Below are 25,094 nucleotides of genomic sequence, written 5' to 3'. Positions count from 1 at the left end.
AGCGGGCGATCAGTCGAAGCCCAGCAGGTCGAAGATCTCCCGATCCTTGAGGGATTCGGCCTCCAGCGGCTCCACATCACTGAGCATCTTGCGGGCCAGATTGAGGTACTCCTCCTGAACGGCCTCCACTTCCGGAGTGGGCTCCATCTCGAAGATGGTGCATTTCTTCAGCCGTGACTTGCGGATGGCGTCAACGGTGCGGAAATGGGCCATGGTGCGCAGGCCGGTGCGCTCGTTGAATTTGTCGATCTCGTCGGTCTGCTCGGAGCGGTTGGCGATCACCCCGCCGAGGCGCACCTTGTAGTTCTTGGCCTTGGCATTGATCGCCTGCATGATCCGATTCATGGCGAAGATCGAATCGAAATCGTTGGCGGTGACGATCAGGCAATAGTGGGCGTGCTGGAGGGGGGCCGCGAAGCCGCCACAGACCACATCACCGAGCACATCGAAGATCACCACATCGGTGTCTTCCAGCAGGTGGTGCTCCTTGAGCAGCTTGACCGTCTGCCCGGTGACGTAGCCGCCGCAGCCAGTGCCGGCCGGAGGGCCACCGGATTCGACGCACATCACGCCGTTGTAGCCCTCGAAGACGAAGTCCTCGGGCCGCAGCTCCTCGGTGTGGAAATCGACGGTCTCGAGGATGTCGATCACCGTCGGCACCATCTTCTTGGTGAGGGTGAAGGTGGAGTCGTGCTTCGGGTCACAACCGATCTGCAGCACCCGTTTGCCCAGCTTGGAGAAGGCGGCCGAGAGATTGGACGAGGTGGTGGATTTGCCGATACCGCCCTTGCCGTAGACGGCGATCACCAGGGCCCCCTCCTCGATGTTCATCGACGCGTCCTGATGCACCTGCAGACTGCCCTCGCCATCTTCGCGGGGGTTGGTGCTCGGGGGAGACGTGAGTGTGGTGGTCATAGGAAAAACAAGGGGAAACCGGACAACCGGCGGATCACGCGTCAGAAACAGCCTGCTCAGATCGGATCCCGGCTGTCAGGGGATCACGCAAACCGAAACATCACCAGAGAGGCCCTCAAGCGCAGAAGAGAGCCTTCAGCGGCTGAAGTGGGCCTTGGCGTCGTAGAGGGCCTCGGCATCGATCCTCTCCAGGCCCCGTTCGCGGGCGAAGGCTTCGGTGTTCTTGCGCACCTTGCCCCGCACGAAGAAGGGAATCTTGGCGAGCTCGGCCTCCCCATCGGCGGTCCAGAGGCTTTCGAGGGCCTCGCGGACGGCGGCACCGGCGGTGGTGGTGCCGGGTGCCGGGGCGGCAGCGGCGGCAGCCGGGGCCGGCACCGGGGTCGGAGCCGTGGGGACCTCGGGGTCGGCGCCCGTGGCCGCCGCCGCGGCGCCGTCGCCGAGGTGGCTGCGGTGGCCGTCGACGAACTCGAAGTCGTGGCGGAACATGCCGATCAGATGCTCCTCCAGGCCCATCATCAGCGGGTGCACCCAGGAATCGAAGATCACGTTGGCCCCCTCCCAGCCCATCTGGGGGGAGTAGCGGGCCGGCACGTCCTGGACGTGCAGGGGGGCGCTGATCACGGCACAGGGCAGCCCCAGCCGCTTGGCGCTGTGGCGCTCCATCTGGGTGCCGAGCACCAGCTCCGCGGCCGCCTCGGCCATGGCCTTCTCCACCACCAGGTAGTCGTCGGTGATCAGGGCCTCCAGGCCCAGCTCGGCGGCGGCGGCCCGCACCTCCCGGGCCTGCTCGCGGCTGTAGCTGCCCAGGCCCACCACCTGGAAGCCCAGCTCGCGGGAGGCGATCCGGGCGGCGGCGATGGCATGGGTGGCATCGGCGAAGATGAACACCCGCTTGCCGGTGAGGTAGGTGGAATCCACCGACCTGGAGTACCAGGGCAGCCGGGAGCGGCGCTCGGCCTCGCTCGGCTGACCCTCCACCTCCTCCAGCTCGGCCGGCAGCGGCAGATCAAGCACGCCGTGCAGTTCCCGCAGGAAGGCGGCAGTGGCGCCGATGCCGATCGGCACCGTGCGCACCACCGGGGTGCCGAAGCTGCGCTCCAGCCAGCTGCACACCGGGCCGGCCACCTCGGGGTAGAGGCAGACGTTGGCGTCGGCCGTGGGGATGCGCTCCAGGTCGGCGGGCCGGGCCCCCAGGGGGGCCACCACCGCCACATCGATGCCGTGCTGCGCCAGCAGCCGGGTGATCTCCAGCACGTCGTCGCGGCAGCGGAAACCCAGCAGGCTGGGGCCCAGCAGGTTGACCCTGGGCCGGCGGCCCTCGTCGCGCCAGCGGGACGGGGACGGCTTGGGGGTGCCGGGCGCCGGCAGCTGGCCCTTGAGCAGGGTGCGCACCAGCTGGTAGAAGGTCTCGGCGGCGCCCCAGTTCTCCTTCTTGGAGTAGGCCGGCAGCTCCAGGTTGACCATCGGCACCCCCAGGTTCATGCCGGCGGCCAGGGCGCCGGGCTGGTCCTGGATCAGCTCGGCGGTGCAGCTCTCGCCCACCAGCAGCGCCTCGGGCAGGAAGCGGTCGACGGCCTGGCGGATCGAGCGCTGCACCAGCTCGGCGGTGTCACCACCCAGATCCCTGGCCTGGAAGGTGGTGTAAGTGACGGGGGGCCGCAGGCCCCGCCGCTCGATCATCGTGAACAGCAGGTCGGCGTAGGTGTCGCCCTGGGGGGCGTGGAGCACGTAATGCACCCCTTCCATGGAGGTGGCGATGCGCATGGCGCCCACGTGGGGGGGGCCTTCGTAGGTCCAGAGGGTCAGTTCCATGGGGGTCTCAGGAGAGCTGCAGCACGGCCCGGCGCCGCAGCGGGCGGGCGAAGAGTTCGGCCAGTTCACCGGCCTGGTCGCAGCCGTGGATCGGGCTGAACACCAGCTCGATCGACCACTTGGTGGCGATGCCCTCGGCCTCGAGGGGATTGGCCAGCCCCAGGCCGCAGAGCACCAGGTCGGGGCGGGCGGCCCGCACCCTCTCCAGCTGCAGGTCCACGTCCTGGCCCTCGCTGAGCTGGGTGGCGGGGGGCAGCAGGGCCAGGTCGGCGGCCATCAGCTGGCGGTCGAGGTAGGGGGTGCCCACCTCCACCAGCTCCATGCCGCATTCCCGGGACAGGAAGCGGGCCAGGGGGATCTCCATCTGGGAGTCCGGCAGCAGGAACAGCCGCTTGCCGGCGAGCACCTCCCGGTGGGGCTCCAGGGCGCGGCGCCCCCGCTCCACCAGAGGGTCGAGCACCGCCTTGAAGCGCTCGGCGGGCACGGCGAAGGCGTTGGCGGCGGCGGCCATCCAGTCGCTGCTGCCCTCCACGCCGAAGGGATAGGGGGCGCTCAGCAGCGTCGCGCCCCGGTGCTGCAGGGCCCGGGCGGTGGCACTCAGGAAGGGCTGGGCGAGCAGCACCCGCGTTCCCTTGCCCACGGGGGGCAGATCGGTGGAGCGCCGCGGCGGCAGGCTGCGCACCGTGGTGATGCCCAGCCGCTCGAAGATCAGCCGGAAGCGATCCTCCACCGCATCGGCCAGGGTGCCCACGATCAGCAGCTGCTCCTCATCGGAGGAGGGCAGCAGGGGCAGCATGGCCAGCAGGGCGTTGTCCTCCCCCTGGGTGAAGGTGGTCTCGATGCCGCTGCCGGAGTAATTCAGCACCCGCACCCGCCCCAGCAGCTGGGTGTTGAGGCGTTCGGCCGCCTTGGCCAGGTCGAGCTTGATCACCTCGCTGGGGCAGGAGCCCACCAGGAACAAGGTGCGGATCTCGGGCCGGCGCTCCAGCAGATCCTTCACCAGGCGGTCGAGTTCCTCGTTGGCATCCGCCAGACCCGCCAGGTCCCGTTCCCCCAGGATCGCCGTGCCGAAGCGGGGTTCGGCGAAGATCATCACACCGGCCGCCGACTGGATCAGGTGGGCGCAGGTGCGCGAACCCACCACCAGAAAGAAGGCGTCGGGCATGCGGCGGTGCAGCCAGACGATGGAGGTGAGACCGCAGAACACCTCCCGCTGGCCGCTCTCCTTGAGGATGTCGCTGGGGAGGGTCCCGGGGATGGCGCCGGTGGGAGGCTGAACCGGTGGAGCGGATACACCCATGGAGGGGATCGCCAGGTATGGAGCCTCCATGGGTTAGCGGGGACGGCGGGGTCCGCGCCCGGGTGCGTTACATCTTTTCGGGATCGTGTGCGGATTCCCGCGCTCACAGGCGGCGGCGGAAACCCTCGCTGAAGCCGATGCTGCGCTCCTCCCGCTCGCCATCGGCGCTGCGGCTCAGTTTCCACACGTTGCGCCCCAGGCGGCGGGCCGTCAGTCCGCCCCGCTCCACCAGCGCGGACCCCGGCCGGGCCCCCATCAGCTGGCTCACCTCGGCGGTGCTGAGGGGAGCGCCGGTGCGGATGGCCAGGTCGGTGATCTCCAGCCGCTGGCGCAGGGCCGCCAGGTCGACCGGGTGATCCGCCTCGGGGGCATCCTTCCAGTCAGCGAAGCTGTCGCCGATGCCGCCGCCCATGCGCCGCATCAGGCCGAGGCCGATGAGGGCGAGGGCCTGCTCCGGCCGCACCCCCTCATCGAGGGCCCGGGTGATCCATTCGGACACCGTGTCCTGGTCGAGGGCATGGCGCAGGGGCTGGGTCTCGCTGGCCACCCCGGGGGGGGGGGAGCCGTGGGACGGGGCGTCAGCAGTGACGGAAGCGGTGCGCCGGGTGGCCATGGTCGCGCCTGGAAAGGTTGAACTGGAAGGTATCGGTTGCCTTCGGAGTCGCAAGGGTTCGGATGTAAGCGATCACTATGGAAACAAGCATCCCTCCGTGTCTCGGTCCGGGCGCGGCGCAGTGCTTCCCTTCCGTCCCCATGGACCGTTCGTTCCATCGGCCCTGCGACCAGGCCTCCACCCACCCGGCCGACACGGCGGCCCTCCGGGAGGATCCCGTCGAGATTGCCCCTGGTGTGTGGTGGGTGGGGGTGCGGCTGGCCCACGACCACTTCCAGTGCCACACCTATTTCATTGCCAATGGTTCGGACAGTGTTCTGATCGATCCGGGCTCGCCGCTCACGATCGAGGGCACCCTGGCCAAGCTGCGCGCCATCACCGATCTGGACGCCATCCGCTGGCTCGTCTGTCACCATTCCGACCCCGACATCTGCGCCGCCCTGCCCCGGCTGGGCCAGGTGCTGACGCGCCCTGATGTCCAGGTGGTCACCGAGTGGCGCGCCAATGCCCTGATCCGCCACTACGGCCATGGGTTCTCCACCTACCTGGTGGAGCAGCACGGCTGGTGTCTGCCCCTGGCGGGGGACCGGCGGCTGGAGTTCCAGCTGACGCCCTACCTCCACTTCCCCGGGGCGATGGTGTCCCATGACAGCGGGACCGGCACCCTGTTCTCCTCCGACCTGTTCGGCGGTTTCGTCCCCGACAGCAACGTGCTGGAGTCGGACGATGCCGCCTACATCATCGAGAACGCCCGGCCCTTCCACCAGCACTACATGCCCAGCCGTGAGCTGCTCAGTGCCGGCCTGGCCCGCATCCGCTCCCGCTGGAGCCGCATCGAGCGGATCGCCCCGCAGCACGGCCATATCGTCCCTGCCGCCATCGTCGACCAGGTGTTCCATGCCCTGGGTGCCATGGAGTGCGGCGTCTACTGCCTCGCCGACGCCGACCTCGACCTCAAGCGCCTGCTGCGCATCGCCGAGGCCCGGCGGCGTCTGCAGGAGGCCCTGATCCACCAGAGCTCTCCCCTGGGGATGGTGCGCGCCATCGGCCACATCCTCGACGCCACCGGCCAGACCAACGCCTGCGAACTGGCCGTGCGGATGCCCGGCGACGGCTGGACCACCTGGTCGACGCAGGCCGACCACCCCGAACGGCGGGAGCCGACACCCGGCTGGCACCACATCTGCCTGACCGGCGAGCCCGCCATGGTGCTGGCGATCCGGGATGGGGCCGCGGCCACACCATTCGACCCCGACATGGAGCGGATGGTGCGGGACTTCGCCGAGTCGATGCGCCCCTGGGTGGAGCATCTCCTGGAGGATCAGCGCCATGCCCATGAGGTGGCGGCCCTCAACACCGCCGCCCACTGCGATCCGCTCACCGGTCTGGCCAACCGCCGCGCCCTGGAGGCGGCGCCCCTGCCCGCCAGCTACGCCCTGATCGAGCTGGACCTCGACCATTTCAAGCAGATCAACGACAGCTTCGGCCACGACGCCGGCGACCGGGTGCTCCGGCAGGTGGCGCGGGTCCTGATGGATTCGGTGCGGGAGAACGACCGGACCTTCCGCCTCGGCGGCGAGGAGTTCCTGGTGCTGCTGCCGGAGGCCGACCGGGCCACGGCCCTGCGGGTGGCGGAGCGGATCCGGCTGTCGATGCACGGTCTCGACCTCCGGGGGGAGGCCCCCGGCGGACGCCTCACCGTCAGCCTGGGGGTGAGCACGACGGCGGCCGAGCCGACGGCCGACTTCCCGCGGATGATGGCGCTGGCCGACCGGGCCCTCTATGCCGCCAAGGCCGCCGGTCGTGACCGGGTCCGGGTCGCCGACGGCCTCTCCCTCAGCAGCCGCTAGGGCGGAGCCGGCCGCCGGAGGCCCTCCCGGGAGTACCCTCCCCTTCTGGACTGCCCCTGGCGGCGGCCAGGGATCCCGGCGCTTCAACCACCCCGAGGATCGCCATGACCATTTGTTCCGGGGGTTGGCGCCTCGCGCCGTGATGGATTCGCAGAGTGCCCGTTCCTTCCTTCGCGACGACCGGTCGGACGCCCGCAGGAAGGCGGCGAGCCTGCGCATCACCGGCACCGATGTGAGCGGCGAGGCCTCCGGGGCCAGCTGCGTGATCACCACCGACAGCGAAGGCCGGCGTCTGGCGCGCCAGTCGAGCCATGTGCAGTCGATCGAGCTGCGCACCTACGTCTTCCTGGATTCCCTCCAGCCCCAGCTGGCGTCGTACATGGGCACGGTGTCCCATGGCTTCCTGCCGATCCCCGGTGATGCCTGCCTCTGGCTGGAGGTTTCCCCTGGGATGGCGGTGCACCGGGTCACCGACATCGCCCTCAAGGCCAGCACGGTGCGGCTCGGCCAGATGGTGGTGGAGCGGGCCTTCGGCTCCCTGGCCCTCTACCACCGCGACCAGAGCAACGTGCTCCACTCCGGCGACGTGGTGCTGGAGGCCATCGCCAGCCGGGTGGAGCTGCGCAGCCGCTGCGAAGTCACGTGGACCGAGATCATCCGGGCGATCACCCCCGACCACGCCGTGCTGATCAACCGCCAGAACCGCCGCGGCTCGATGATCCAGGCCGGGATGAGCATGTTCATCCTCGAGACCGAACCGGCGGGCTACGTGCTGATCGCCGCCAACGAAGCCGAGAAGAGCTCCAACATCACCGTGGTGGACGTCAAGGCGGTGGGGGCCTTCGGCCGCCTCACCCTGGCGGGTAAGGAGGGGGATGTGGAGGAGGCCGCCGCCGCTGCCATGCGGGCCGTGGCCCAGATCAACGCCGGGGCCCGCGGCTGAGCGCGGCCGCCTCGCCACCCGGGCGGCTCAGGCCAGCCCCAGCAGCCGCCTGAGTCCCGGGGCCATCGCCCGGGCCGCCTTGCCGCGGCTGCCCAGCCGGCTGCGGAGGTGCTCGCCCATCTCGGCATAGCTGCAGCCCGCCTCCCGCACATGGAAGATCGGGTCGTAGCCGCCGCCGTGGCCGGAGGGCTCCCGCAGGATCAGGCCCCGGCAGACCCCCTCCGACTCCAGCACCACCGCGCCGGTGGGGTCGGCCAGGGCCATGGCGCTGACGAAGCTGCCGCCCCGGTAGAGGGAGTCGCCGAGCTCGTGCAGCAGCCGGTGGATCCGCTCGTGGTCGGTGGGGGCATAGCGGGCCGAGTGCAGACCGGGGCGGCCATCGAGGGCATCCACCTCCAGCCCGGAATCGTCGGCCAGCGACCAGCAGCCGGTGAGGGCAGCCACGGTGGAGGCCTTGAGGCGGGCATTCTCCGCGTAGGTGAGGCCCGTCTCCTCGATCTCAAGATCCCTGGGCTGCTGGCGCACCTCCAGCCCCACCTCCGGACCCACCCCCTCGAGCATGGCCGTGATCTCGGCCACCTTGTGGGGGTTGCCGCTGGCGATCACCAGCACCGAGGGGGAAGGGGAAAGGGTCAAGCCGGGCCCACGGGGGGCCCCATTGTGGTGCAGCGCGGTGGGGAAGGGGTGGGGCAGGACGGGTTGAACATTCCACCCCCGGAAAACTCCAGGGTTCCTGCCCCCGGGCGGACGATAGGGAATTCGCCGCCGATCGGACGGACGGACCGGACAACGTTGCGCGACCGGTGACGGCCCATGGCCGGATTCGCCCCTAAGTTGCCTCCACCCTTTGGGCGCCGGAGGGCGATGCAGTCGAGCCTGGTCCTACAGAACCTTCTCTCCGCGCCGGTTCTCTTTTTCTTCCTGGGCATCCTGGGGGTGCTGGTGGGCTCCGACCTGGAGATCCCCTCGCCGCTGCCCAAGCTCTTTTCCCTCTATCTGCTGCTGGCGATCGGCTTCAAGGGGGGCATGGAGCTGGCCCACAGCGGCCTGGGCCCCCAGGTGCTGCTGACGATCGGGGCGGCGGTGGCGATGTCGCTGCTGGTGCCGCTGACCAGCTTCCTGTTCCTGCGCTTGCGCCTCGACGGCTACAACGCCGCCGCCATCGCCGCCTCCTACGGCTCGATCAGCGCCGTCACCTTCATCACCGCCGAGAGCTTCCTCAATGTCGTGGAGGTGAACTTCGACGGCTTCATGGTGGCAGCGCTGGCCCTGATGGAATCGCCGGCGATCGTGGTGGGGGTGATCCTGGCCAGGCTTTCGGCCCCCGCGGAGGATGCGGAGATCCCCGCCGATCAGCAGAACGGCGGCGGCAGTCTGCGCTGGAAGGAGATTCTCCAGGAGGCCTTTCTGAATGGCTCGGTGTACCTGCTGATCGGCAGCCTGGTGATCGGTTATGTGGTGGCGGCCTTCAGTCCGGCGGGTCTGGCGAAGATGGATCCCTTCACGGAAAAACTCTTCTACGGAGCCCTCTGTTTCTTCCTGCTCGACATGGGCATCGTGGCGGCCCAGCGCTTGCGGGACCTTCGGCAGGCTGGGGCGTTCCTGATCGGCTTCTCCCTGCTGGCCCCTCCCCTGCATGCCCTGCTGGGGCTGCTGGTGAGCGCCCTTCTGGGCCTGAGCCAGGGCAACACCCTGCTGTTCATGGTGCTCTGCGCCAGTGCCTCCTACATCGCCGTGCCGGCGGCGATGCGCATGACCGTCCCCCAGGCGAACCCCAGCCTCTACATCTCCACCGCCCTGGGTCTCACCTTCCCCTTCAATGTGGTGATCGGGATTCCGCTCTACATGGCGCTGACCCGCCAGTTCATTCCGCTCGGCTGAACCCGGCCCTGCCAGGCCGAACCTCGCCGAACCGTTGCCCCCCTTGCCGACCCGTCGCCCCATTCCCATGAAGCGCATTGATCTCTTTCTCAGCGAGCGGGAACTGAACCGTGTCTGCCGCACCATCACCGCGGCCGGGGCGAAGGGCTATTCAGTGATGCGGCACGTGACCGGCATGGGCCCTTCGGGTGAGATCTCCGAAGCGATGGACTTCAGCGGGCTGGGGGCCAACGCCCACGTGATCGTGTTCGTGGAGGACGAGCTGCTCGGGGCCGTGGGAACCGCCCTGCGCCCGCTGCTGAAGCGCTACGGCGGGGTCGGCTTCGTCTCCAGCGCCGAGCCGCTCTGAGCCCCCGGGGCGGGCGGCGGGCCGCCGGCGAGGCCGCGCGGCGCGGCGGCGATCAAGCAAAGCTTGCTTTTTGTGTTGCACTGATCAGCTGCCCTTATCAGCCGATCCGAAAACCTTGATGGCTGCCCGGCTCCCAATCGCTTGACGGAGGGTTTGACGGAGGAGCAAGGTTGCCAACGAACATTCCACCCCCCTCCTCCAGGAGCAGGTAATGGCAAACGAAACCATGGGCATCGCCCTCGGCATGATCGAGACACGCGGTCTGGTGCCCGCCATCGAAGCGGCGGACGCCATGACCAAAGCCGCCGAGGTGCGCCTCATCGGTCGCGAATTCGTCGGTGGCGGCTACGTGACCGTCCTGGTGCGGGGTGAAACCGGTGCCGTGAACGCCGCCGTCCGTGCCGGCGCCGATGCCTGCGAGCGGGTGGGCGACGGCCTGGTGGCCGCCCACATCATCGCCCGTCCCCACCGCGAGGTGGAGCCGGCGCTGAACAGCAGCTTCGGCCTGGGATCGAAGGACTGAGCGGTCGGCTGACCCTCTGAGTTTTCCATCCGAACCCATCCGAACAATCCCATGAGCAAGAAGTACGACGCCGGGGTCAAGGAGTACCGCGACACTTACTGGACTCCCGATTACGTCCCCCTCGACACCGACCTGCTGGCCTGCTTCAAGTGCACCGGCCAGGAAGGTGTGCCCAAGGAAGAGGTGGCTGCCGCCGTGGCCGCCGAGTCCTCCACCGGCACCTGGTCCACCGTGTGGTCCGAGCTCCTCACCGATCTCGACTTCTACAAGGGCCGCTGCTACCGCATCGAAGACGTCCCTGGTGACAAGGAGTCCTTCTACGCGTTCATCGCCTACCCCCTCGACCTGTTCGAGGAAGGCTCCGTGACCAACGTGCTCACCTCCCTGGTGGGCAACGTGTTCGGCTTCAAGGCCCTGCGCCACCTGCGCCTGGAAGACATCCGCTTCCCGATGGCCTTCATCAAGACCTGCCCCGGCCCGCCGAACGGCATCCACGTCGAACGCGACCGGATGAACAAGTACGGCCGTCCCCTGCTGGGCTGCACCATCAAGCCGAAGCTCGGCCTGTCCGGCAAGAACTACGGCCGGGTGGTCTACGAATGCCTCCGCGGCGGTCTTGACTTCACCAAGGACGACGAAAACATCAACTCCCAGCCCTTCCAGCGCTGGCAGAACCGTTTCGAGTTCGTGGCCGAAGCCGTTCAGCTCGCCCAGGAAGAAACCGGCGAGAAGAAGGGGCACTACCTCAACTGCACCGCCGCCACTCCTGAGGAGATGTACGAGCGGGCCGAGTTCGCCAAGGAACTCGGGCAGCCGATCATCATGCACGACTACATCACCGGTGGCTTCACCGCCAACACCGGTCTGTCGAAGTGGTGCCGCAAGAACGGCATGCTGCTCCACATCCACCGCGCCATGCACGCGGTGATCGACCGCCATCCCAAGCACGGCATCCACTTCCGGGTGCTGGCCAAGTGCCTGCGCCTCTCCGGTGGCGACCAGCTCCACACCGGCACCGTTGTGGGCAAGCTCGAGGGTGACCGTCAGACCACCCTGGGCTTCATCGACCAGCTGCGCGAATCCTTCATCCCCGAAGACCGCACCCGCGGCAACTTCTTCGATCAGGACTGGGGTTCGATGCCCGGTGTCTTCGCCGTGGCCTCCGGCGGCATCCACGTGTGGCACATGCCCGCCCTGGTCGCCATCTTCGGTGACGACTCCGTGCTCCAGTTCGGTGGTGGCACCCACGGTCACCCCTGGGGTTCGGCCGCCGGCGCCGCCGCCAACCGGGTGGCCCTCGAAGCCTGCGTCAAGGCCCGCAACGCCGGCCGCGAGATCGAGAAGGAAGGCCGCGACATCCTCACGGAAGCCGCCAAGCACAGCCCCGAGCTGGCCATCGCCCTCGAGACCTGGAAGGAAATCAAGTTCGAGTTCGACACCGTCGACAAGCTCGACGTCGGCTGATCCGACACCACGGCCCCATGCCCTGCCGCCGCTGACCGAGGGTGCTCCCACCCAAGGTCGGCGGGGCCGGGTTCCCCAACCCATTTCCCACAAGGATCCCCATGCCCTTCAAGAGCACCGTGGGTGACTACCAAACAGTCGCCACCCTGGAGACCTTCGGCTTCCTCCCGCCGATGACCCAGGACGAGATCTACGACCAGATCGCCTACATCATTGCCCAGGGCTGGAGCCCCCTGGTCGAGCACGTCCACCCCAGCCGCTCCATGGCCACCTACTGGTCGTACTGGAAGCTGCCCTTCTTCGGTGAGAAGGATCTCGGTGTGATCGTGAACGAGCTCGAGTCGTGCCACCGGGCCTACCCCGATCACCACGTGCGCCTCGTCGGTTACGACGCCTACACCCAGAGCCAGGGCGCCTGCTTCGTCGTGTTCGAAGGCCGCTGATCCAGCGACCACAGCGGATCCCGGCCGGCGGTCGGGATCCATCACTTTTGATCATCCATTCACGGGGCGGACATGGCCAGAACCACCAGTCGGGAAGCAGCTCTGGAGCGCCGCAAGGCCCTCACCAACGGCGGCAAGAAAGCCTCCGCCCAGTTCATGTCCTCCCCGGGACGGGTGCGCACGGCCGCCGACGCCCAGCGCAGCCGCACCGAGGCCGTGAGTGCCTCCCCGGCCACGCCGGCCCCGGCCCCGACCGCTGCCCCCTCCCGTGGCGCCGCCGCCCCGCGCCGGGGCGGTTCGGCCTCCCTGACCTCCTCCTCGGCTTCCGGCCATCGCAGCAACGCCAAGCCGTTGGCGAACCCCAGCCGGAACCTGGTGCTGCAGCGCCGTGAAGCCCTCTCCCGCCGCGGCAAGCGGGCCGACACCTCCAGCGACCGCACCCGCCAGGAGGTGATGCGCGCCACCAGGTCCAGCGCCCCCGCCACCCCCTCCGTGGTCGCCAGCCCGCCCGCCGCCGCTGCCCCCGCCCCCGCGTCCTCCGGTCTGGGGGCATCGCTGGCCAACCGCGGCGCCCGCAACGGGGAGCGCCGCAACGGCACCCCCAAGCGCACCGCCCAGCACAACCCCAGCCGGGCCATCGTCATGGCCCGCCGCGAAGCCCTCTCCAAACGGGGCAAGTCCGCCAGCGCCCCCACCAGCTCCGTCGCCGCCTCGGTGGCCCGCCAGTCGAACCCCGACATGAGCAGCCGCGAGCTGGCCCAGAAGGTTCGGGAACTCAAGTGCAAGGTGGGCTCCGCCGGCAGCTCCCGCAGCGGCGGCTCCCGCCCCACCGGCCCCCGGCGTGGCCAGGCCAAGATCGATGCCGCCGCCGATGCCCACTGGAAGGTGGGGGTGAGCGAGACGGTCCGCGGCCAGGTGGTCACCGGCACCCAGGCCAACCGCTCCCTCAAGACCACCGGCAACGAGGCCAGCACCTGCCGGCCCGTCACCGGCACCGAGTACCTGGGGGCCGAGATCTTCCGCACCTTCTGCCAGAGCGATCCCACGCCCCTGCAGCCCGCCAAGGTGCGGGTCAGCGCCACCAGCCACGGCAACCGGGTGACCGGCAACGAAGTGGGCCGCTCCGAAAAGGTCACCGGCGACGAACCCGGCACCTGCAAGAACGTCACCGGCACCGAGTACATCTCCGCCAACCAGAGCGCCGCCTGGTGCGGCACCACCAGCCCCTCCCCCCGCAAGGTGGGTCTGACCCGCACCACCGCCGGCCGCCCGGTCTCCGGGGTGATCGTGGAACGGTCCGAACGGGTCACCGGCAATGAGCCCGGCGCCCATCGCCAGCTCACCGGCACCCAGTACGTGGGCGACCAGTCCCAGGTCCCCGGCCGCGCCCCGGCCAAGGTCAGCAGCCTGCACACGCTGCGGGGCACCGGCATCACCGGCACCCATGTGGGCCGCAGCGAGCACGTCACCGGCGACGAACCGGGCTCCTGCCGCCTGGTCACCGGCGACGAATACATCGGCACCCAGCAGTACGAACATTTCTGCGGCACCAAACCGACTCCTGAAGCCCCCAAGGTGGGCTTCAGTGTCACCAACAAGGCCCTGGTGGTGAGCGGCACCCGCACCGGCCGCTCCGAGAAGGTCACCGGCGATGAGCCCGGCACCTGCAAGGCCGTCACCGGCACCCCCTATGCCGGCCTCGAGGAGGCCGGCACCTGGTGCCCCTCCACCAAGGTGGCCGAGATCCGCCAGCGCACCCCGGTGCGCATGGGCACCGTGATGACTGGCATCCAGCCCGGCATCGGTGGCGCCATGACCGGTGCCGAGCGCGGCGCCTGCGAGGACATCACCGGCACCCCCTACATCGGCGGCGACCAGATGGCCGAGGCCTGCGGGGCCGCCACCCGGGAGGACGCCGATTTTCCCCAGCCCCTCAGCGCCCAGCCCTGGCAACAGTTCAGCGTCCAGTCCCCGGCCCGGGCCGCCCAGAGCGCCCGTCAGCGCCCCGGTGGGGTGACCGGCAACAGCTACGAGCAGGGGAACCGCATCACCGGCCCCTTCGACATGGCCGCCGACAAGGTGACCGGCACCGAGCAGTTCCGCTTCGACCGCCCCAGCCAGGAGCGGGTGCGGCTGCGGCCGCCGGCCGCGGCAGCTCCGGTGACCGTCGATGAGGACGCCCGTCCCACCTCCCGGGTCACCGGCGAGGGCATCTCCGCCGGCCTCAACATCACCGGCGACGACTGGGACCGGGGCAAGCATGTCACCGGCACCGAAGGGGCCTCGGCCCGTCGCCGCAACCCCAGCCGCGTCGGCCCGATGTCGGCGATGCCCGGCTTCCAGAACAAGCGCAACGAGGCCGTGCCCGAGCCCACCAACAAGATCACCGGATCCAGCGGCAGCACCAGCGCCGGCTCCCTGATCACGGTCTCCGGCGGAGCCCGCGGCTGAACCCCTGATGCCCCGCCGCCCGGCCCCCACGATCCGTCCCCTCGCTCCGAGAGCCCCCCGGCGCCGTCCCGATGCCCCCTCCGGCGCCGACCTCTCCCGGCGCCTGGCGGCGGTGCGGCTGGGCCAGGGAGCCACCGGCAGCCCCCATCCGCTCACCGACCATGCGGCCAATGCCGCCCTCGAGAACTACGACCGTGGCGTCAAGGACGCCTTCGATCGGATCGTGCCCGTGCTCAAGCGGCTCTCCGCCCTCCAGCACGAGGATGACTTCGTCGAGCGGGCCCAGGCCCTGGCCCAGGCGGAACTGGGCTTCAGCCTGCCCCTGCCGATCCTGGAGAAGGCCTGGGTCAGCCAGCTCGACATGCGCAGCCTGTTCGCCTGGTGCGTCTTCGAGACCTACGAACAGACCAGTGACGGCTTCTTCCGCGACGATCCGCTCCATGGCCAGCCCGGCAGCGCCGCCGCCGAGGACTTCAACGCCTTCCTGCTCTCCTGCGGTTTCCACCTGCTGGATGTGACCCCCTGCGCCGATGGCCGCCTGGCCCATGCCATCGCCTTCGCCCTGCGGCTGCCCTTCAGTTCGGTGCGGCGCCGTCCCCATGCCGGGGCCCTGTTCGATGTGGAGAACACGGTCAACCGCTGGGTCAAGACCGAACACCGCCGTTACCGGGAGGGCGTCCCCAATCCTGCCCACGAGGACACCCGCTACCTGAAGGTGGTGCTCTACCACTTCAGTTCCCTTGACCCGAGCCACGAGGGCTGCGCCGCCCACGGCAGTGACGACGCCCTGGCGGCCAGCTGCGGCCGCCAGCGGCTGATGGAGTTTCAGCAGGCCGTGGAGAACAGCTTCTGCTGCGGCGCCTCCGTCGACCTGCTGCTGCTGGGGATCGACACCGACACCGACGCCATCCGGGTGCACGTGCCGGGCATGGACGGCAGCACCCGCCTGGATCAGTGGCTCGATGCCGCCACGGTGTATGAGGCCACCCGCCACCTGGCTCCCGAGGAGGCCCGGCGCCGGATCGCCGAACTGGCGGAAGCCGCGGCGGCCTCCGCCCCCGATCCCGGCATGGTGCGGCTGATCGCCCGGCTGCTGGAGCACAACATCTCCCAGATCGACTACGTCCGCCAGTACCACGACGGCCACTACGCCGATGCAGGCCATGCGGAGCGCTTCATCGGCGTGGGCATCGGCTTCAAGGAGATCCACCTGCGCAATCTCACCTACTTCGCCTACATGGACACGGTGGAGGAGGGCGCCCCGGACATGGACGTGGGCGTGAAGATCTTCAAGGGCCTCAACGTCTCCCGGGGCCTGCCGGTGCCCGTGGTGGTCCGCTTCGACTACAACGGCAACGTGCCCGGCGCCCGCGAGCGGGCCGTGCGCCACGCCCGCCGGGTTCAGGAGGCGATCGAGAACCGCTATTCCGACCTCTTCGCCCAGGGCCTGCTCCATGCCCTGCTCACAGTCCGCGATCAGGAGCGCCACGCGCCCGCCGAGGCGGTAGGTTCCACCATCAGCCTCACCACCGCAGGAGGGCACTGACCATGTTGATCTGCAAGGTGGTCAAACCCCTGGTCTCCACCAACCGCATCCCCGATTTCGAGCACAAGCACCTGCAGGTGGTCCAGGACGGAAGCACCCAGAAGGTGGCCGTCGACGCGGTGGGCTGCATCCCGGGCGACTGGGTGATCTGCGTCGGCAGTTCCGCCGCCCGCGAGGCGGCGGGCAGCAAGTCGTACCCGAGCGACCTCACGATCGTGGGGATCATCGACCACTGGGACCCCGACGCCGGCAAGGCCACCCCGCCAGCGAGCGGCACCCCCAGCGCTGCGCCGGCGCCCCAGGGAGGCAAGGCCTGATGGAGATCATGCAGGTCACCGGATCTCTGGTCTGCACCCAGCGGGTGCCCGGCCTCGAGCACTGGAACCTGCGGGTGCTGCGCAACACCAAAGGCAAGCTCAGCGTCGCCGTGGATCCGGTCGGGGCCTCCCCAGGCAACTGGGTCTTCACCGCCAGCGGCTCGGCCGCCCGCTTCGCCTGCGGCAACCCCGAAACGCACACCGATCTCACCATCGGCGGCATCATCGACTTCTGGGAACCGGACGGGTAAGCGCCCCTCCCATCGCCGCCCCGCCCGTTCCTCCTCCCCCCGCCCGTTCCATGGCCAGCCGCACCCCCCGCTCCGGTCCCGACGCCACCGTCACACCGGCCCCGGCCCCCCCGGCGGCGGCGCCGGCCTCCGCTCCTGCAGCGGCGGCCGGGGGGGCGGCCGGAGGCGGCAGCCCGCCGGCCCTGCCACCGGCGGCCGTGGCCAAGCCGGCGGACCCCAAACCGGCGGCCACCACCCGGGCCCCACGGGCGGCCCGCTCCAGCCCGGCGACCCGGCAGCCGCGCCGGACCACCGCCAAGGCCGCCACGGCGACCAGCCAGCGCTCCAGCGCCTCGAGCCCCAGCCGCCGCGACAGCGGCGGTGCCGGCACCCCCCCCAAGACCCCCACTCCCCGTACCCCCTCCATGGCCCCCACCATCCACGGCATCGCCCTCGGTCTGATCGAAACCCGGGGCCTGGTGCCGGCGATCGAGGCGGCGGACGCCATGACCAAGGCCGCGGAAGTCACCCTGATCGCCCGGGAGTTCGTCGGTGGCGGCTACGTCACCGTGATGGTCCGCGGTGAGACCGGCGCCGTGAACGCCGCCGTGCGGGCCGGCGCCGATGCCTGCGAGCGGGTCGGCGACGGCCTGGTGGCGGCCCACATCATTGCCCGTCCCCACAGCGAGGTGGAGCCGGCCCTGGCGGCCTCCGGCGTCGGCCGCAGGGGCTGATCCCCATGGACGCCGCCCATCCGCGCGTCCTCGGCTACCTGGGCCGCGCGTTGAGTCTGGAGCTGTCGGCCGTGCAGCAGTACATGACCCAGGCCTCCCTTGTGGAGCTCTGGGGCGACACCAGTGCCGCCGAACGGTTCCGCCAGGAGACCGTCGAGGAGATGCGGCACGCCGAACGGCTGGTGCAGCGCATGCTGCAGCTGGGAGTGGCCCCCGCCGCCTCCCAGCTGCGTCCGGTCGGCCACGCCGCCGACCTGGAGGGTCTGCTGCGCCTCAATGCCGTCCTCGAGGAGGACCTGATCCAGCACTACGGCGAAGCGATGCGCTTCTGCCTGCTGATCGGCGATGGCAACAATGCGTCCTTCTTCCGTGCCCTGCGGGACGAAGAACAGCAGCATGGGGAGGATCTGGCGGCCTGGATCGGCAGCCTTGCCGCCGTCCCGTCCAGGGCCCTGCAACGGGCCACCTTCTGACGTCTCTCCCCCTTTGCCGGACACCCTTCCCCTGTCGATCCAGCTCAGCTGGCTGATTCCCCTTTACGGGTTCAGCGGCATGCTGCTGTCGCTGCCCTGGGCGGCGGGCTGGGTGAAGCGCAACGGTCCCCGTCCGGCGGCCTACCTCAACCTGCTCGTCACCCTGCTGGCGGTGCTGCACGGCAGCCTGGTGCTGCGGGCCGTGCTGGCCCTCGGGCCCCAGCACCTCGACATCGCCTGGTTCTCGGCCGCCGATCTGGATCTGCGCATCGGCTTCGATCTGTCCCTCACCAACCTGGCGGCCCTGGAGCTGGTGACCGGCCTGAGCCTGGTGGGGCAGGTCTTCGCCCTCGGCTACCTCGACAAGGAATGGTCCCTGGCCCGCTTCTATGCCCTGGTGGGCTTCTTCGAGGGGGCCATGGCCGGGGTGGTGCTGAGCAGCAACCTGTTCATGAGCTATTTCCTGCTGGAGATGCTCACCCTCTCCACCTACCTGCTGGTGGGCTTCTGGTACGCCCAGCCGCTGGTGGTGACCGCCGCCCGCGACGCCTTCCTCACCAAGCGGGTGGGGGATGTGCTGCTGCTGATGGGGGTGGTGACGCTGTCGGCCTGGGCCGGATCGCTGGAGTTCAACGACCTCTACGCCTGGTCGGCCAACGAGACCCTGCCGGCCCTGGGGGCCACCCTGCTGGGCCTGGCCCTCATCGCCGGGCCGATGGGCAAGTGCGCCCAGTTCCCGATGCACCTCTGGCTGGATGAGGCGATGGAGGGGCCGAATCCGGCCTCGATCCTGCGCAATTCCGTGGTGGTGACCTGCGGCGCCGTGGTGCTCCTCAAGGTGATGCCGCTGCTGCTGATCTCGCCGGTGGCCATCGACGTGCTGCTGGCGGTGGGCACCATCAGTGCCCTGGGCGGCGCCCTGGTGGCGATCTCCCAGGTCGACCTCAAGCGGGCCTGCTCCTACTCCACCACCTCCTACCTGGGGCTGGTGTTCATCGCCATCGCCCTGCAGCAGCCCTTCATCGCCCTGCTGCTGCTCTTCTCCCATGCCCTGGCCAAGGCGGTGCTGTTCATGAGCGTCGGCAGCGTCATCGCCACCACCAACTGCCAGGACCTCACCGAACTGGGCGGCCTCGGCACCCGCATGCCCGCCACCACCACCGGCTTCCTGGTGGGGGCCGCGGGGCTCACCGGCCTGCTGCCCCTGGGCTGCTTCTGGAGCTTCGGCCTGATGCTCGAGGGCCTGGGCTCGCGGGCCCCGTTCTTCGCCGCCGTGGTGCTGCTCACCAACGCCCTGACCGCCCTCAACCTCACCCGGGTCTACCGCCAGGTGTTCCTGGGTGCGCCGCACCCCAAGACCCGGCGGACCCCGGAGGTGAACTGGCTGATGGCCCTGCCCATGGTCACGGTCGCCGTGCTGGTGCTGGTGACACCGCTGGTCATGGCCCGCATCGACCGGGTTCCCGGCATCGGCGCCTTCTCGGGCGGCACGGCCCTGGTCCTGGTGGGCAGCGGCCTGGGCGGCCTGCTGGTGGGCAGCCTGGTGCCGCTGGACACCTTCTGGTCCCGCTCGGTGCTGCGGCCCCTGCGGGTGCTGCAGGACCTGCTGGCCTTCGACTTCTACACCGACCGCATCTACCGGGCCACGATCGTGGCCTTCGTGGCCGGCCTGGCCCGGATCACCAACGGCTTCGACCAGCTGGTGGTCAACGGCATGGTCAACCGCATCGCCGCCGTCTCGATGGGCTCGGCCGAGAGCCTCAAGCTGGGGGTGAGCGGCCGGCTGCAGACCTACGTCTTCACGGTGGTGGCCGCGATCGTGCTGCTGGTCGGCAGCCTTTCCTGGCTGGGGAGCTGATCGCACGATGCTGAGCGCCCTGCTCCTGATTCCCTTCGCCGGCGCCCTCGGCCTGCTCTGCTGGCCGGGCGAACTGGCCACCGAGCGCATCCGCCGTGCCGCCCTGGCCCTGCTGGGTCTGCAGCTGCTCTGGAGCCTGCGGGTGCTGCTGGCCTTCGACCCCGGCCAGGCGGGTCTGCAGCTGCAGGAGTCCTTCGCCTGGGTCGACAGCATCGGCCTCGACTACCGCCTGGGCGTCGATGGCCTGGCCATGCCCCTGGTGCTGGTGAACGCCGGCCTCACCCTGGTGTCGGGGATCTGCACCCGCGACCTCAGCCAGCGCCCCCGGCTGTACTTCGCCCTGCTGCTGACCATCAGCGGGGCGGTGAACGGGGCGTTCCTTTCCGAAAACCTGCTGCTGTTCTTTCTCTTCTACGAGCTGGAGCTGATTCCCCTCTGGCTGCTGATCTCCATCTGGGGCGGCGCCAACCGCAGCTACGCCGCCACCAAGTTCCTGATCTTCACCGCCGTCTCCGGGGTGCTGATCCTGGGCGCCTTCCTCGGCCTCTCCCTGTTCACCGGCCAGGCGGATTTCAGCATCAACCCGGTCACCACCGCCCAGCTGGGCATGGGCACCCAGCTGGCGCTGCTGGGGGCGCTGCTGATCGGCTTCGCCATCAAGATCCCCCTGGTGCCGTTCCACACCTGGCTGCCCGACGCCCACACCGAGGCCTCCACCCCCGTGTCGGTGCTGCTGGCGGGGGTGCTGCTGAAGCTGGGCACCTACGGCCTGCTGCGCTTCTGCCTGGGGATGTTCCCCGAGGCCTGGGCCCTGCTGGCCCCCTGGCTGGCGGGCTGGGCGGCGGTGTCGGTGCTGTACGGCTCCCTGGCGGCCATCGCCCAGCGGGACATGAAGCGGATGGTGGCCTACAGCTCGGTGGGCCACATGGGCTACATCCTGCTGGCGGCGGCGGCCGCCACCCCGGTCAGCCTGCTGGGGGCCGTCTTCCAGATGGTCAGCCACGGGCTGATCTCCGCCCTGCTGTTCCTGCTGGTGGGCATCGTCTACCGCAAGACCCGCACCCGGGACCTGGAGGTGCTGCGGGGCCTGCTCAACCCCGAGCGGGGCCTGCCGTTCACCGGCACCCTGATGATCCTGGGGGTGATGGCCAGCGCCGGCATGCCCGGCATGGCGGGCTTCATCTCCGAATTCCTGGTGTTCCGCGGCAGCCTGGGCGCCTTCCCGGTGGCCACCCTGCTGTGCATGGTGGGCTCGGGTCTGACGGCGGTGTACTTCCTGCTGCTGGTGAACCGGGCCTTCTTCGGCCGCCTGGCGGTGACCCCCCCGAGCGGCGATCCGGTGGCGGACTCCCGCCTGGAGGTGCGACTGCCGGCGGTGGCCCTGCGGGAAACCCTGCCCGCCCTGGCCCTGGCCAGCGGCGTGGTGGCCCTGGGGGTGCTGCCCTTCGGCCTGGGCCGCCTCAGCGAACAGGCCACCACCGCCATGGCCCAGCTGCCGGCGCTGGTGGCGGCCCTCCAGGGCGGAGGGCTGCTGACATGAGACCGATTCCCCGCTCCCCCAAACCGCCCCTCACCTTCGCCGGGGGCCGCCCCACCAGCGGCGATCTGGTGGAAACGCTGCTCGCCGGTCACACCCTGCTGGCCGAATCCCCCGATCACCTGGTCCAGGTGGTGGACGTGCTGGAAAGCTACGGCGAGGTGCTGGATGCCTACAGCATCAATCTCATCCACCAGGCCGAGAAGCAGTTCCTCAATCCCTTCCCGGTCTTCCGCTTCCTCGACGGCGACCTCAGCCCGGCGAAGATCTGGCGCCACCTGCTGCACGACCGGATCAACTTCGAATACGCGGAGTACTGCCAGAAGGCGATGCTCTGGCACGGCACCGGCGGCCTCGATGCCTATCTCGACAGCGAGGCCTTCGCCGCCAGCTGCGCCGCCATCGTCGCCCGCAAGACCCGGCGCGATCCCCTGCTGGCGGTGCTCAACCCGCTCTTCCCCCAGTTCCTCACGGAACTGATCCGCTCGGCCGCCACCACCCATGCCCTCGGCCAGTTCTGGCGGGTGATGAGCGATCTCTTCCTGGATCTGGCGCGGGCCGAGCGGGACGGGCGCGTGGATTCGATCGCCTCCGTGGTCACGTTCATCAAGGAGGGCCTGGTGGCGGCGGCGGGGGCGCCGATCACCTATGCGGTGGAGGTGGCCGGCAGCTCCTTCTGGGTGCTGCCCCCCGAGGCCGGTCTCACCTTCCTCGGGGATGTGGCCGTGCCCTACGTGGAGGCGGTGTTCCTGCGCGGCACCCCGTTCCTGGGCACGGTGTCCTTCAACGCCCAGGCCCAGCAGATCTCCCCCGACCAGGCCCAGTTCATGTACGGCGCCCTCTACGCCGACCCGCTGCCCACCATGGGGTCGGGCATCCCGCCCAGCCTGCTGATGCAGGACATGTACCGCCACCTCCCCGAGCGGCTGCGCGACCGCTACCTCGCCGGCATCCGCGGCGGCGGGGACATGCGGGTGAAGATCTGCATGAGTTTCCAGAAGGCGATGTTCTGCGTCACCAACGCGGCCATCGCCGGCACCTTCCCCCATCCGCTCAGCACCGAGGCGCCGGCGGAGCAGGCGGCCAACCGCGCCCATGCCGCCGCCTGGGCCGCCCGCCTGTGCGTGGCCCGCACCGACTGCCTCGACGATCCGGGCTGATCTAGGGTCGGACCCATGGATCAGCCCTGGACCCGACGGCCCCGCCCCGATCGGCTCGAGCGCCGCATCGAGTTCGACGACTACGAACGCACCCGCGTGTTCCTGGAGCGCCTGAACGGCCTCTCGGAGCAGGAGGGCCGCTTCCCGGACATCAGCTTCGGCCGCACCTACGTGAACCTCACCGTGCGGGCCGAAGCCGACGAGGACCCCATCGGCGAGCCGGAGGAAACCTTCGCGCGGGCGATCGATGGTCTCCTCTGAGGGCGCCGCTGCCGACGGAGACGACGGGGACACGCCGCAGGAGTCGCGGCTGGTGGATCTGCGGGCGGCCTACGACGCCGCCGGCATCAAGGAGGTGCTCGACCAGCTCGACCGGGAGCTGATCGGCCTGCGGCCGGTGAAGGCCCGCATCCGCGAGATCGCCGCCCTGCTGGTGATCAACCGGGCCCGCACCCAGGTGGGCCTCGACACGGCGCCCCCCAGCCTGCACATGTCGTTCACCGGCCGGCCCGGCACCGGCAAGACGACGGTGGCGGAGCGGATGTCGAAGATCCTGCACGGGCTCGGCTATGTCCGCAAGGGCCATGTGGTGACGGCCACCCGCGACGATCTGGTGGGCCAGTACATCGGCCACACGGCCCCCAAGACCCGGGAGATGCTCAAGAAGGCGATGGGCGGCGTGCTGTTCATCGACGAGGCCTACTACCTCTACCGGCCCGAGAACGAGCGGGACTACGGCGCCGAAGCGATCGAGATCCTGCTGCAGGTGATGGAGAACAACCGCAACGACCTGGTGGTGATCTTCGCCGGCTACAAGGAGCGGATGGACGTCTTCTACCAGAGCAATCCGGGCCTCTCCTCGCGGGTGGCGAACCACATCGACTTCCCCGACTACTCCGCCAGCGAGCTGCTGGCGATCGCCCAGCTGATCCTGGCGGCGGAGAACTACCGCTTCAGCCCCGAGGCGGCCGCCGCCTTCGCGGAATACATCCAGCGCCGCATGCAGCTGCCCTTCTTCGCCAATGCCCGCTCGATCCGCAACGCCATCGACCGGGCCCGCATGCGCCAGGCCAACCGTCTGTTCAGCGGCATGGGGCGGGCCCTCTCCAAGACCGACCTGATGACGATCGAGGCCGAGGACATCACCGCCAGCCGGGTGTTCCACGGGGAGGTGGAGGGGCTCGATCCGGCCCGGCCCCTCACCGGCGCGGGCTGAGCCTCAGCGGCGCTGGCGGCAGGCGATCTGCAGCAGGTCGCGCACCTGCTGCACCCGGCGGGCCAGGGCGGGATCGCTGCTGAGCTTCTTCTCCACCTGCTCCACCGCGTACATCACGGTGGAGTGATCCTTGCCGCCGAAGGCTTCACCGATGCGCGGCAGCGACAGATTGGTGTTCTGGCGCATCAGGTACATCCCCACCTGGCGCGACTGGCTCACGGCCCGCTTGCGGCTGGGGCTGAGCATCTCCTCGATGCGCACTTCGAACACCTCGGCCACCTTCTCCAGCACCTGCTGGGGGGTGACCGCCACCTCATTGCCGACCGGATCGAGCATCGGCGCGAGCGATTCCACGGTCATCGGCAGGCCGGTGATCGAGGCGAAGGCCACCGCCCGGGTGAGGGCGCCTTCGAGTTCGCGGATGTTGGAGGTGAAGCGCCCGGCGATGTACTGGATCAGCTCCCGGGGCAGGGCCACCTGCTCCGCCTCCGCCTTCTTGTGCAGGATCGCCATCCGGGTCTCGAGATCGGGGATCTGGATGTCGGCGATCAGCCCCATCGAAAAGCGGGAGATCAGCCGCTCCTGCAGCCGGGGGATCTGGCTGGGGGGCCGGTCGCTGGCGATCACGATCTGGCGGCCGGCCTCGTGCAGGGCGTTGAAGGTGTGGAAGAACTCCTCCTGGGTGTACTCCTTGCCCTCGATGAACTGGATGTCATCCACCAGGATCAGGTCGGCGGCCCGGTAGCGATCCCGGAAGGCCTGCATGCCGTCCTTGCGGATGGCCTGGATCAGGTCATTGGTGAAGGTCTCGGTGCTCACATAGAACACCCGCGCCTCCGGGTCGATCTCCAGCCGGTAGTGGCCGATGGCCTGCATCAGGTGGGTCTTGCCCAGCCCCACCCCGCCGCAGATGAACAGGGGGTTGAACTCCCGGCCCGGCGCCTCGGCCACCGCCAGGGAGGCGGCGTGGGCCATGCGGCTGTTGGCCCCCACCACGAAGCGGTTGAACACGTAGCGGGTGTTGAGGCCCGCCCCGGGGCGTTGCTGGACGGGCAGGGGCCGGGCAGGGGTGGCCGCGCCGCCCGCTGGGGAGGGATGCGGCCGCTCGGGCGCCGCGGCGGCCGGCGGCGGCGCGCCGGCACCGTTCTCGCCCACCAGCTCCGGGGGCCCGCCCAGGGGTTCGGCATCGGGGGCCACCTCCACCTCCACCCGCACCTGCCGGCCGGCGTGCTCGCTGGCCACCGCGGCGATCATGACCAGATAGTTCTTGCGCAGCCAGCCGCAGGCGAAGCTGTTGGGGGCCTCGAGGCGCAGCAGGCCGTCGGCGTAGTGGCGGCAGCGGGCCTGGCGGATCCAGGTCTCGTAGGTGGGCTTGCTGAGCCTGCCCTGAAGATCCTGGCTCACCCGGTGCCACAGCTGATCACCCTGCTGCACCAGGAGCCCACGACGCGATGGCCGAATATAGGCATCCCAGGCCCG

24 protein-coding genes are annotated in these 25,094 nt (G+C 69.7%); 18 read left to right on the top strand and 6 right to left on the bottom strand.

Annotated features, from left to right (window positions below):
* Positions 1 to 9: 9 nt before the first annotated feature.
* From bchL to KBZ08_RS01220, 4 genes are all read right to left on the bottom strand, one after another.
* Complete coding sequence (gene bchL / locus KBZ08_RS01235; protein ID WP_254970735.1) at positions 10 to 915, bottom strand: ferredoxin:protochlorophyllide reductase (ATP-dependent) iron-sulfur ATP-binding protein; 906 nt, start codon at positions 913 to 915, stop codon at positions 10 to 12.
* 135 nt (positions 916 to 1,050) lie between these two features.
* Positions 1,051 to 2,727 (bottom strand): ferredoxin:protochlorophyllide reductase (ATP-dependent) subunit B, encoded by a 1,677-nt coding sequence (locus tag KBZ08_RS01230; RefSeq protein WP_254970733.1) that lies wholly within the window; start codon positions 2,725 to 2,727, stop codon positions 1,051 to 1,053.
* A 7-nt stretch (positions 2,728 to 2,734) separates the two neighbouring features.
* Positions 2,735 to 4,057 (bottom strand): ferredoxin:protochlorophyllide reductase (ATP-dependent) subunit N, encoded by a 1,323-nt coding sequence (locus KBZ08_RS01225; protein ID WP_396122353.1) that lies wholly within the window; start codon positions 4,055 to 4,057, stop codon positions 2,735 to 2,737.
* Between the two features lie 73 nt (positions 4,058 to 4,130).
* Positions 4,131 to 4,640 carry a hypothetical protein gene (locus KBZ08_RS01220; protein WP_254970731.1) on the bottom strand — a complete coding sequence of 170 codons (510 nt, stop codon included), beginning with the start codon at positions 4,638 to 4,640 and terminating at the stop codon, positions 4,131 to 4,133.
* A gap of 140 nt (positions 4,641 to 4,780) precedes the next feature.
* On the opposite strand from KBZ08_RS01220, the gene KBZ08_RS01215 reads away from it, so the two are divergent.
* Positions 4,781 to 6,490: a diguanylate cyclase gene (locus tag KBZ08_RS01215; protein WP_254970729.1), complete on the top strand. Its 1,710-nt coding sequence runs from the start codon at positions 4,781 to 4,783 to the stop codon at positions 6,488 to 6,490.
* 142 nt (positions 6,491 to 6,632) lie between these two features.
* Positions 6,633 to 7,433 (top strand): BMC domain-containing protein, encoded by an 801-nt coding sequence (locus KBZ08_RS01210; RefSeq protein WP_181280124.1) that lies wholly within the window; start codon positions 6,633 to 6,635, stop codon positions 7,431 to 7,433.
* A 27-nt stretch (positions 7,434 to 7,460) separates the two neighbouring features.
* Here KBZ08_RS01210 and KBZ08_RS01205 read toward each other — a convergent pair whose 3' ends face one another.
* Positions 7,461 to 8,069 (bottom strand): non-canonical purine NTP pyrophosphatase, encoded by a 609-nt coding sequence (locus KBZ08_RS01205; protein WP_254970725.1) that lies wholly within the window; start codon positions 8,067 to 8,069, stop codon positions 7,461 to 7,463.
* Positions 8,070 to 8,297: 228 nt separating this feature from the next.
* On the opposite strand from KBZ08_RS01205, the gene KBZ08_RS01200 reads away from it, so the two are divergent.
* The 16 genes from KBZ08_RS01200 to cbbX all read left to right on the top strand — a co-directional run bounded on the left by KBZ08_RS01200 (position 8,298) and on the right by cbbX (position 23,615).
* Complete coding sequence (locus KBZ08_RS01200; RefSeq protein ID WP_106221404.1) at positions 8,298 to 9,314, top strand: sodium-dependent bicarbonate transport family permease; 1,017 nt, start codon at positions 8,298 to 8,300, stop codon at positions 9,312 to 9,314.
* Between the two features lie 67 nt (positions 9,315 to 9,381).
* Positions 9,382 to 9,663 (top strand): P-II family nitrogen regulator, encoded by a 282-nt coding sequence (locus tag KBZ08_RS01195; RefSeq protein ID WP_015107696.1) that lies wholly within the window; start codon positions 9,382 to 9,384, stop codon positions 9,661 to 9,663.
* A 211-nt stretch (positions 9,664 to 9,874) separates the two neighbouring features.
* On the top strand, positions 9,875 to 10,186 hold the full coding sequence (locus KBZ08_RS01190; RefSeq protein ID WP_015107695.1) for a BMC domain-containing protein: 312 nt from the start codon (positions 9,875 to 9,877) through the stop codon (positions 10,184 to 10,186).
* 51 nt (positions 10,187 to 10,237) lie between these two features.
* Entirely contained in the window at positions 10,238 to 11,650 is a 1,413-nt protein-coding gene (locus tag KBZ08_RS01185) for a form I ribulose bisphosphate carboxylase large subunit (protein WP_015107694.1), read from the top strand.
* Between the two features lie 101 nt (positions 11,651 to 11,751).
* On the top strand, positions 11,752 to 12,093 hold the full coding sequence (locus KBZ08_RS01180; RefSeq protein WP_015107693.1) for a ribulose bisphosphate carboxylase small subunit: 342 nt from the start codon (positions 11,752 to 11,754) through the stop codon (positions 12,091 to 12,093).
* Between the two features lie 72 nt (positions 12,094 to 12,165).
* Positions 12,166 to 14,544 (top strand): CsoS2 family carboxysome shell protein, encoded by a 2,379-nt coding sequence (locus KBZ08_RS01175; RefSeq protein ID WP_254970721.1) that lies wholly within the window; start codon positions 12,166 to 12,168, stop codon positions 14,542 to 14,544.
* 7 nt (positions 14,545 to 14,551) lie between these two features.
* Positions 14,552 to 16,090 (top strand): carboxysome shell carbonic anhydrase, encoded by a 1,539-nt coding sequence (locus tag KBZ08_RS01170; protein ID WP_254970719.1) that lies wholly within the window; start codon positions 14,552 to 14,554, stop codon positions 16,088 to 16,090.
* Positions 16,091 to 16,092: 2 nt separating this feature from the next.
* Complete coding sequence (locus tag KBZ08_RS01165; protein WP_106221410.1) at positions 16,093 to 16,407, top strand: carboxysome peptide A; 315 nt, start codon at positions 16,093 to 16,095, stop codon at positions 16,405 to 16,407.
* Entirely contained in the window at positions 16,407 to 16,658 is a 252-nt protein-coding gene (locus KBZ08_RS01160) for a carboxysome peptide B (RefSeq protein WP_106221412.1), read from the top strand. Before KBZ08_RS01165 ends, KBZ08_RS01160 begins: the two co-directional genes overlap by 1 nt.
* A 50-nt stretch (positions 16,659 to 16,708) precedes the next feature.
* Positions 16,709 to 17,371 (top strand): BMC domain-containing protein, encoded by a 663-nt coding sequence (locus KBZ08_RS16450; RefSeq protein ID WP_315861233.1) that lies wholly within the window; start codon positions 16,709 to 16,711, stop codon positions 17,369 to 17,371.
* Between the two features lie 5 nt (positions 17,372 to 17,376).
* Positions 17,377 to 17,844, top strand: coding sequence for a ferritin-like domain-containing protein (locus KBZ08_RS01150; protein ID WP_106221414.1), 468 nt, complete (start codon positions 17,377 to 17,379; stop codon positions 17,842 to 17,844).
* 13 nt (positions 17,845 to 17,857) lie between these two features.
* Positions 17,858 to 19,702: an NAD(P)H-quinone oxidoreductase subunit F gene (locus KBZ08_RS01145; RefSeq protein WP_106221416.1), complete on the top strand. Its 1,845-nt coding sequence runs from the start codon at positions 17,858 to 17,860 to the stop codon at positions 19,700 to 19,702.
* 7 nt (positions 19,703 to 19,709) lie between these two features.
* On the top strand, positions 19,710 to 21,242 hold the full coding sequence (locus tag KBZ08_RS01140) for an NADH-quinone oxidoreductase subunit M (protein WP_254970712.1): 1,533 nt from the start codon (positions 19,710 to 19,712) through the stop codon (positions 21,240 to 21,242).
* On the top strand, positions 21,239 to 22,399 hold the full coding sequence (locus KBZ08_RS01135; RefSeq protein ID WP_254970710.1) for a CO2 hydration protein: 1,161 nt from the start codon (positions 21,239 to 21,241) through the stop codon (positions 22,397 to 22,399). Before KBZ08_RS01140 ends, KBZ08_RS01135 begins: the two co-directional genes overlap by 4 nt.
* A gap of 15 nt (positions 22,400 to 22,414) precedes the next feature.
* Complete coding sequence (locus tag KBZ08_RS01130; protein WP_015107683.1) at positions 22,415 to 22,660, top strand: 4a-hydroxytetrahydrobiopterin dehydratase; 246 nt, start codon at positions 22,415 to 22,417, stop codon at positions 22,658 to 22,660.
* Positions 22,647 to 23,615 carry a CbbX protein gene (cbbX, locus tag KBZ08_RS01125; protein ID WP_219904239.1) on the top strand — a complete coding sequence of 323 codons (969 nt, stop codon included), beginning with the start codon at positions 22,647 to 22,649 and terminating at the stop codon, positions 23,613 to 23,615. Before KBZ08_RS01130 ends, cbbX begins: the two co-directional genes overlap by 14 nt.
* Before the next feature lie 3 nt (positions 23,616 to 23,618).
* On the opposite strand, the gene dnaA is transcribed toward cbbX, so the two are convergent.
* On the bottom strand, positions 23,619 to 25,049 hold the full coding sequence (gene dnaA, locus KBZ08_RS01120) for a chromosomal replication initiator protein DnaA (RefSeq protein ID WP_396122352.1): 1,431 nt from the start codon (positions 25,047 to 25,049) through the stop codon (positions 23,619 to 23,621).
* Between the last annotated feature and the right edge of the window lie 45 nt (positions 25,050 to 25,094).

This window comes from Cyanobium sp. Candia 9D4 (genome assembly GCF_024346155.1).
GTDB lineage: Bacteria > Cyanobacteriota > Cyanobacteriia > PCC-6307 > Cyanobiaceae > Cyanobium > Cyanobium minutissimum.
This window is presented reverse-complemented; position numbering and strand designations above follow the sequence as displayed.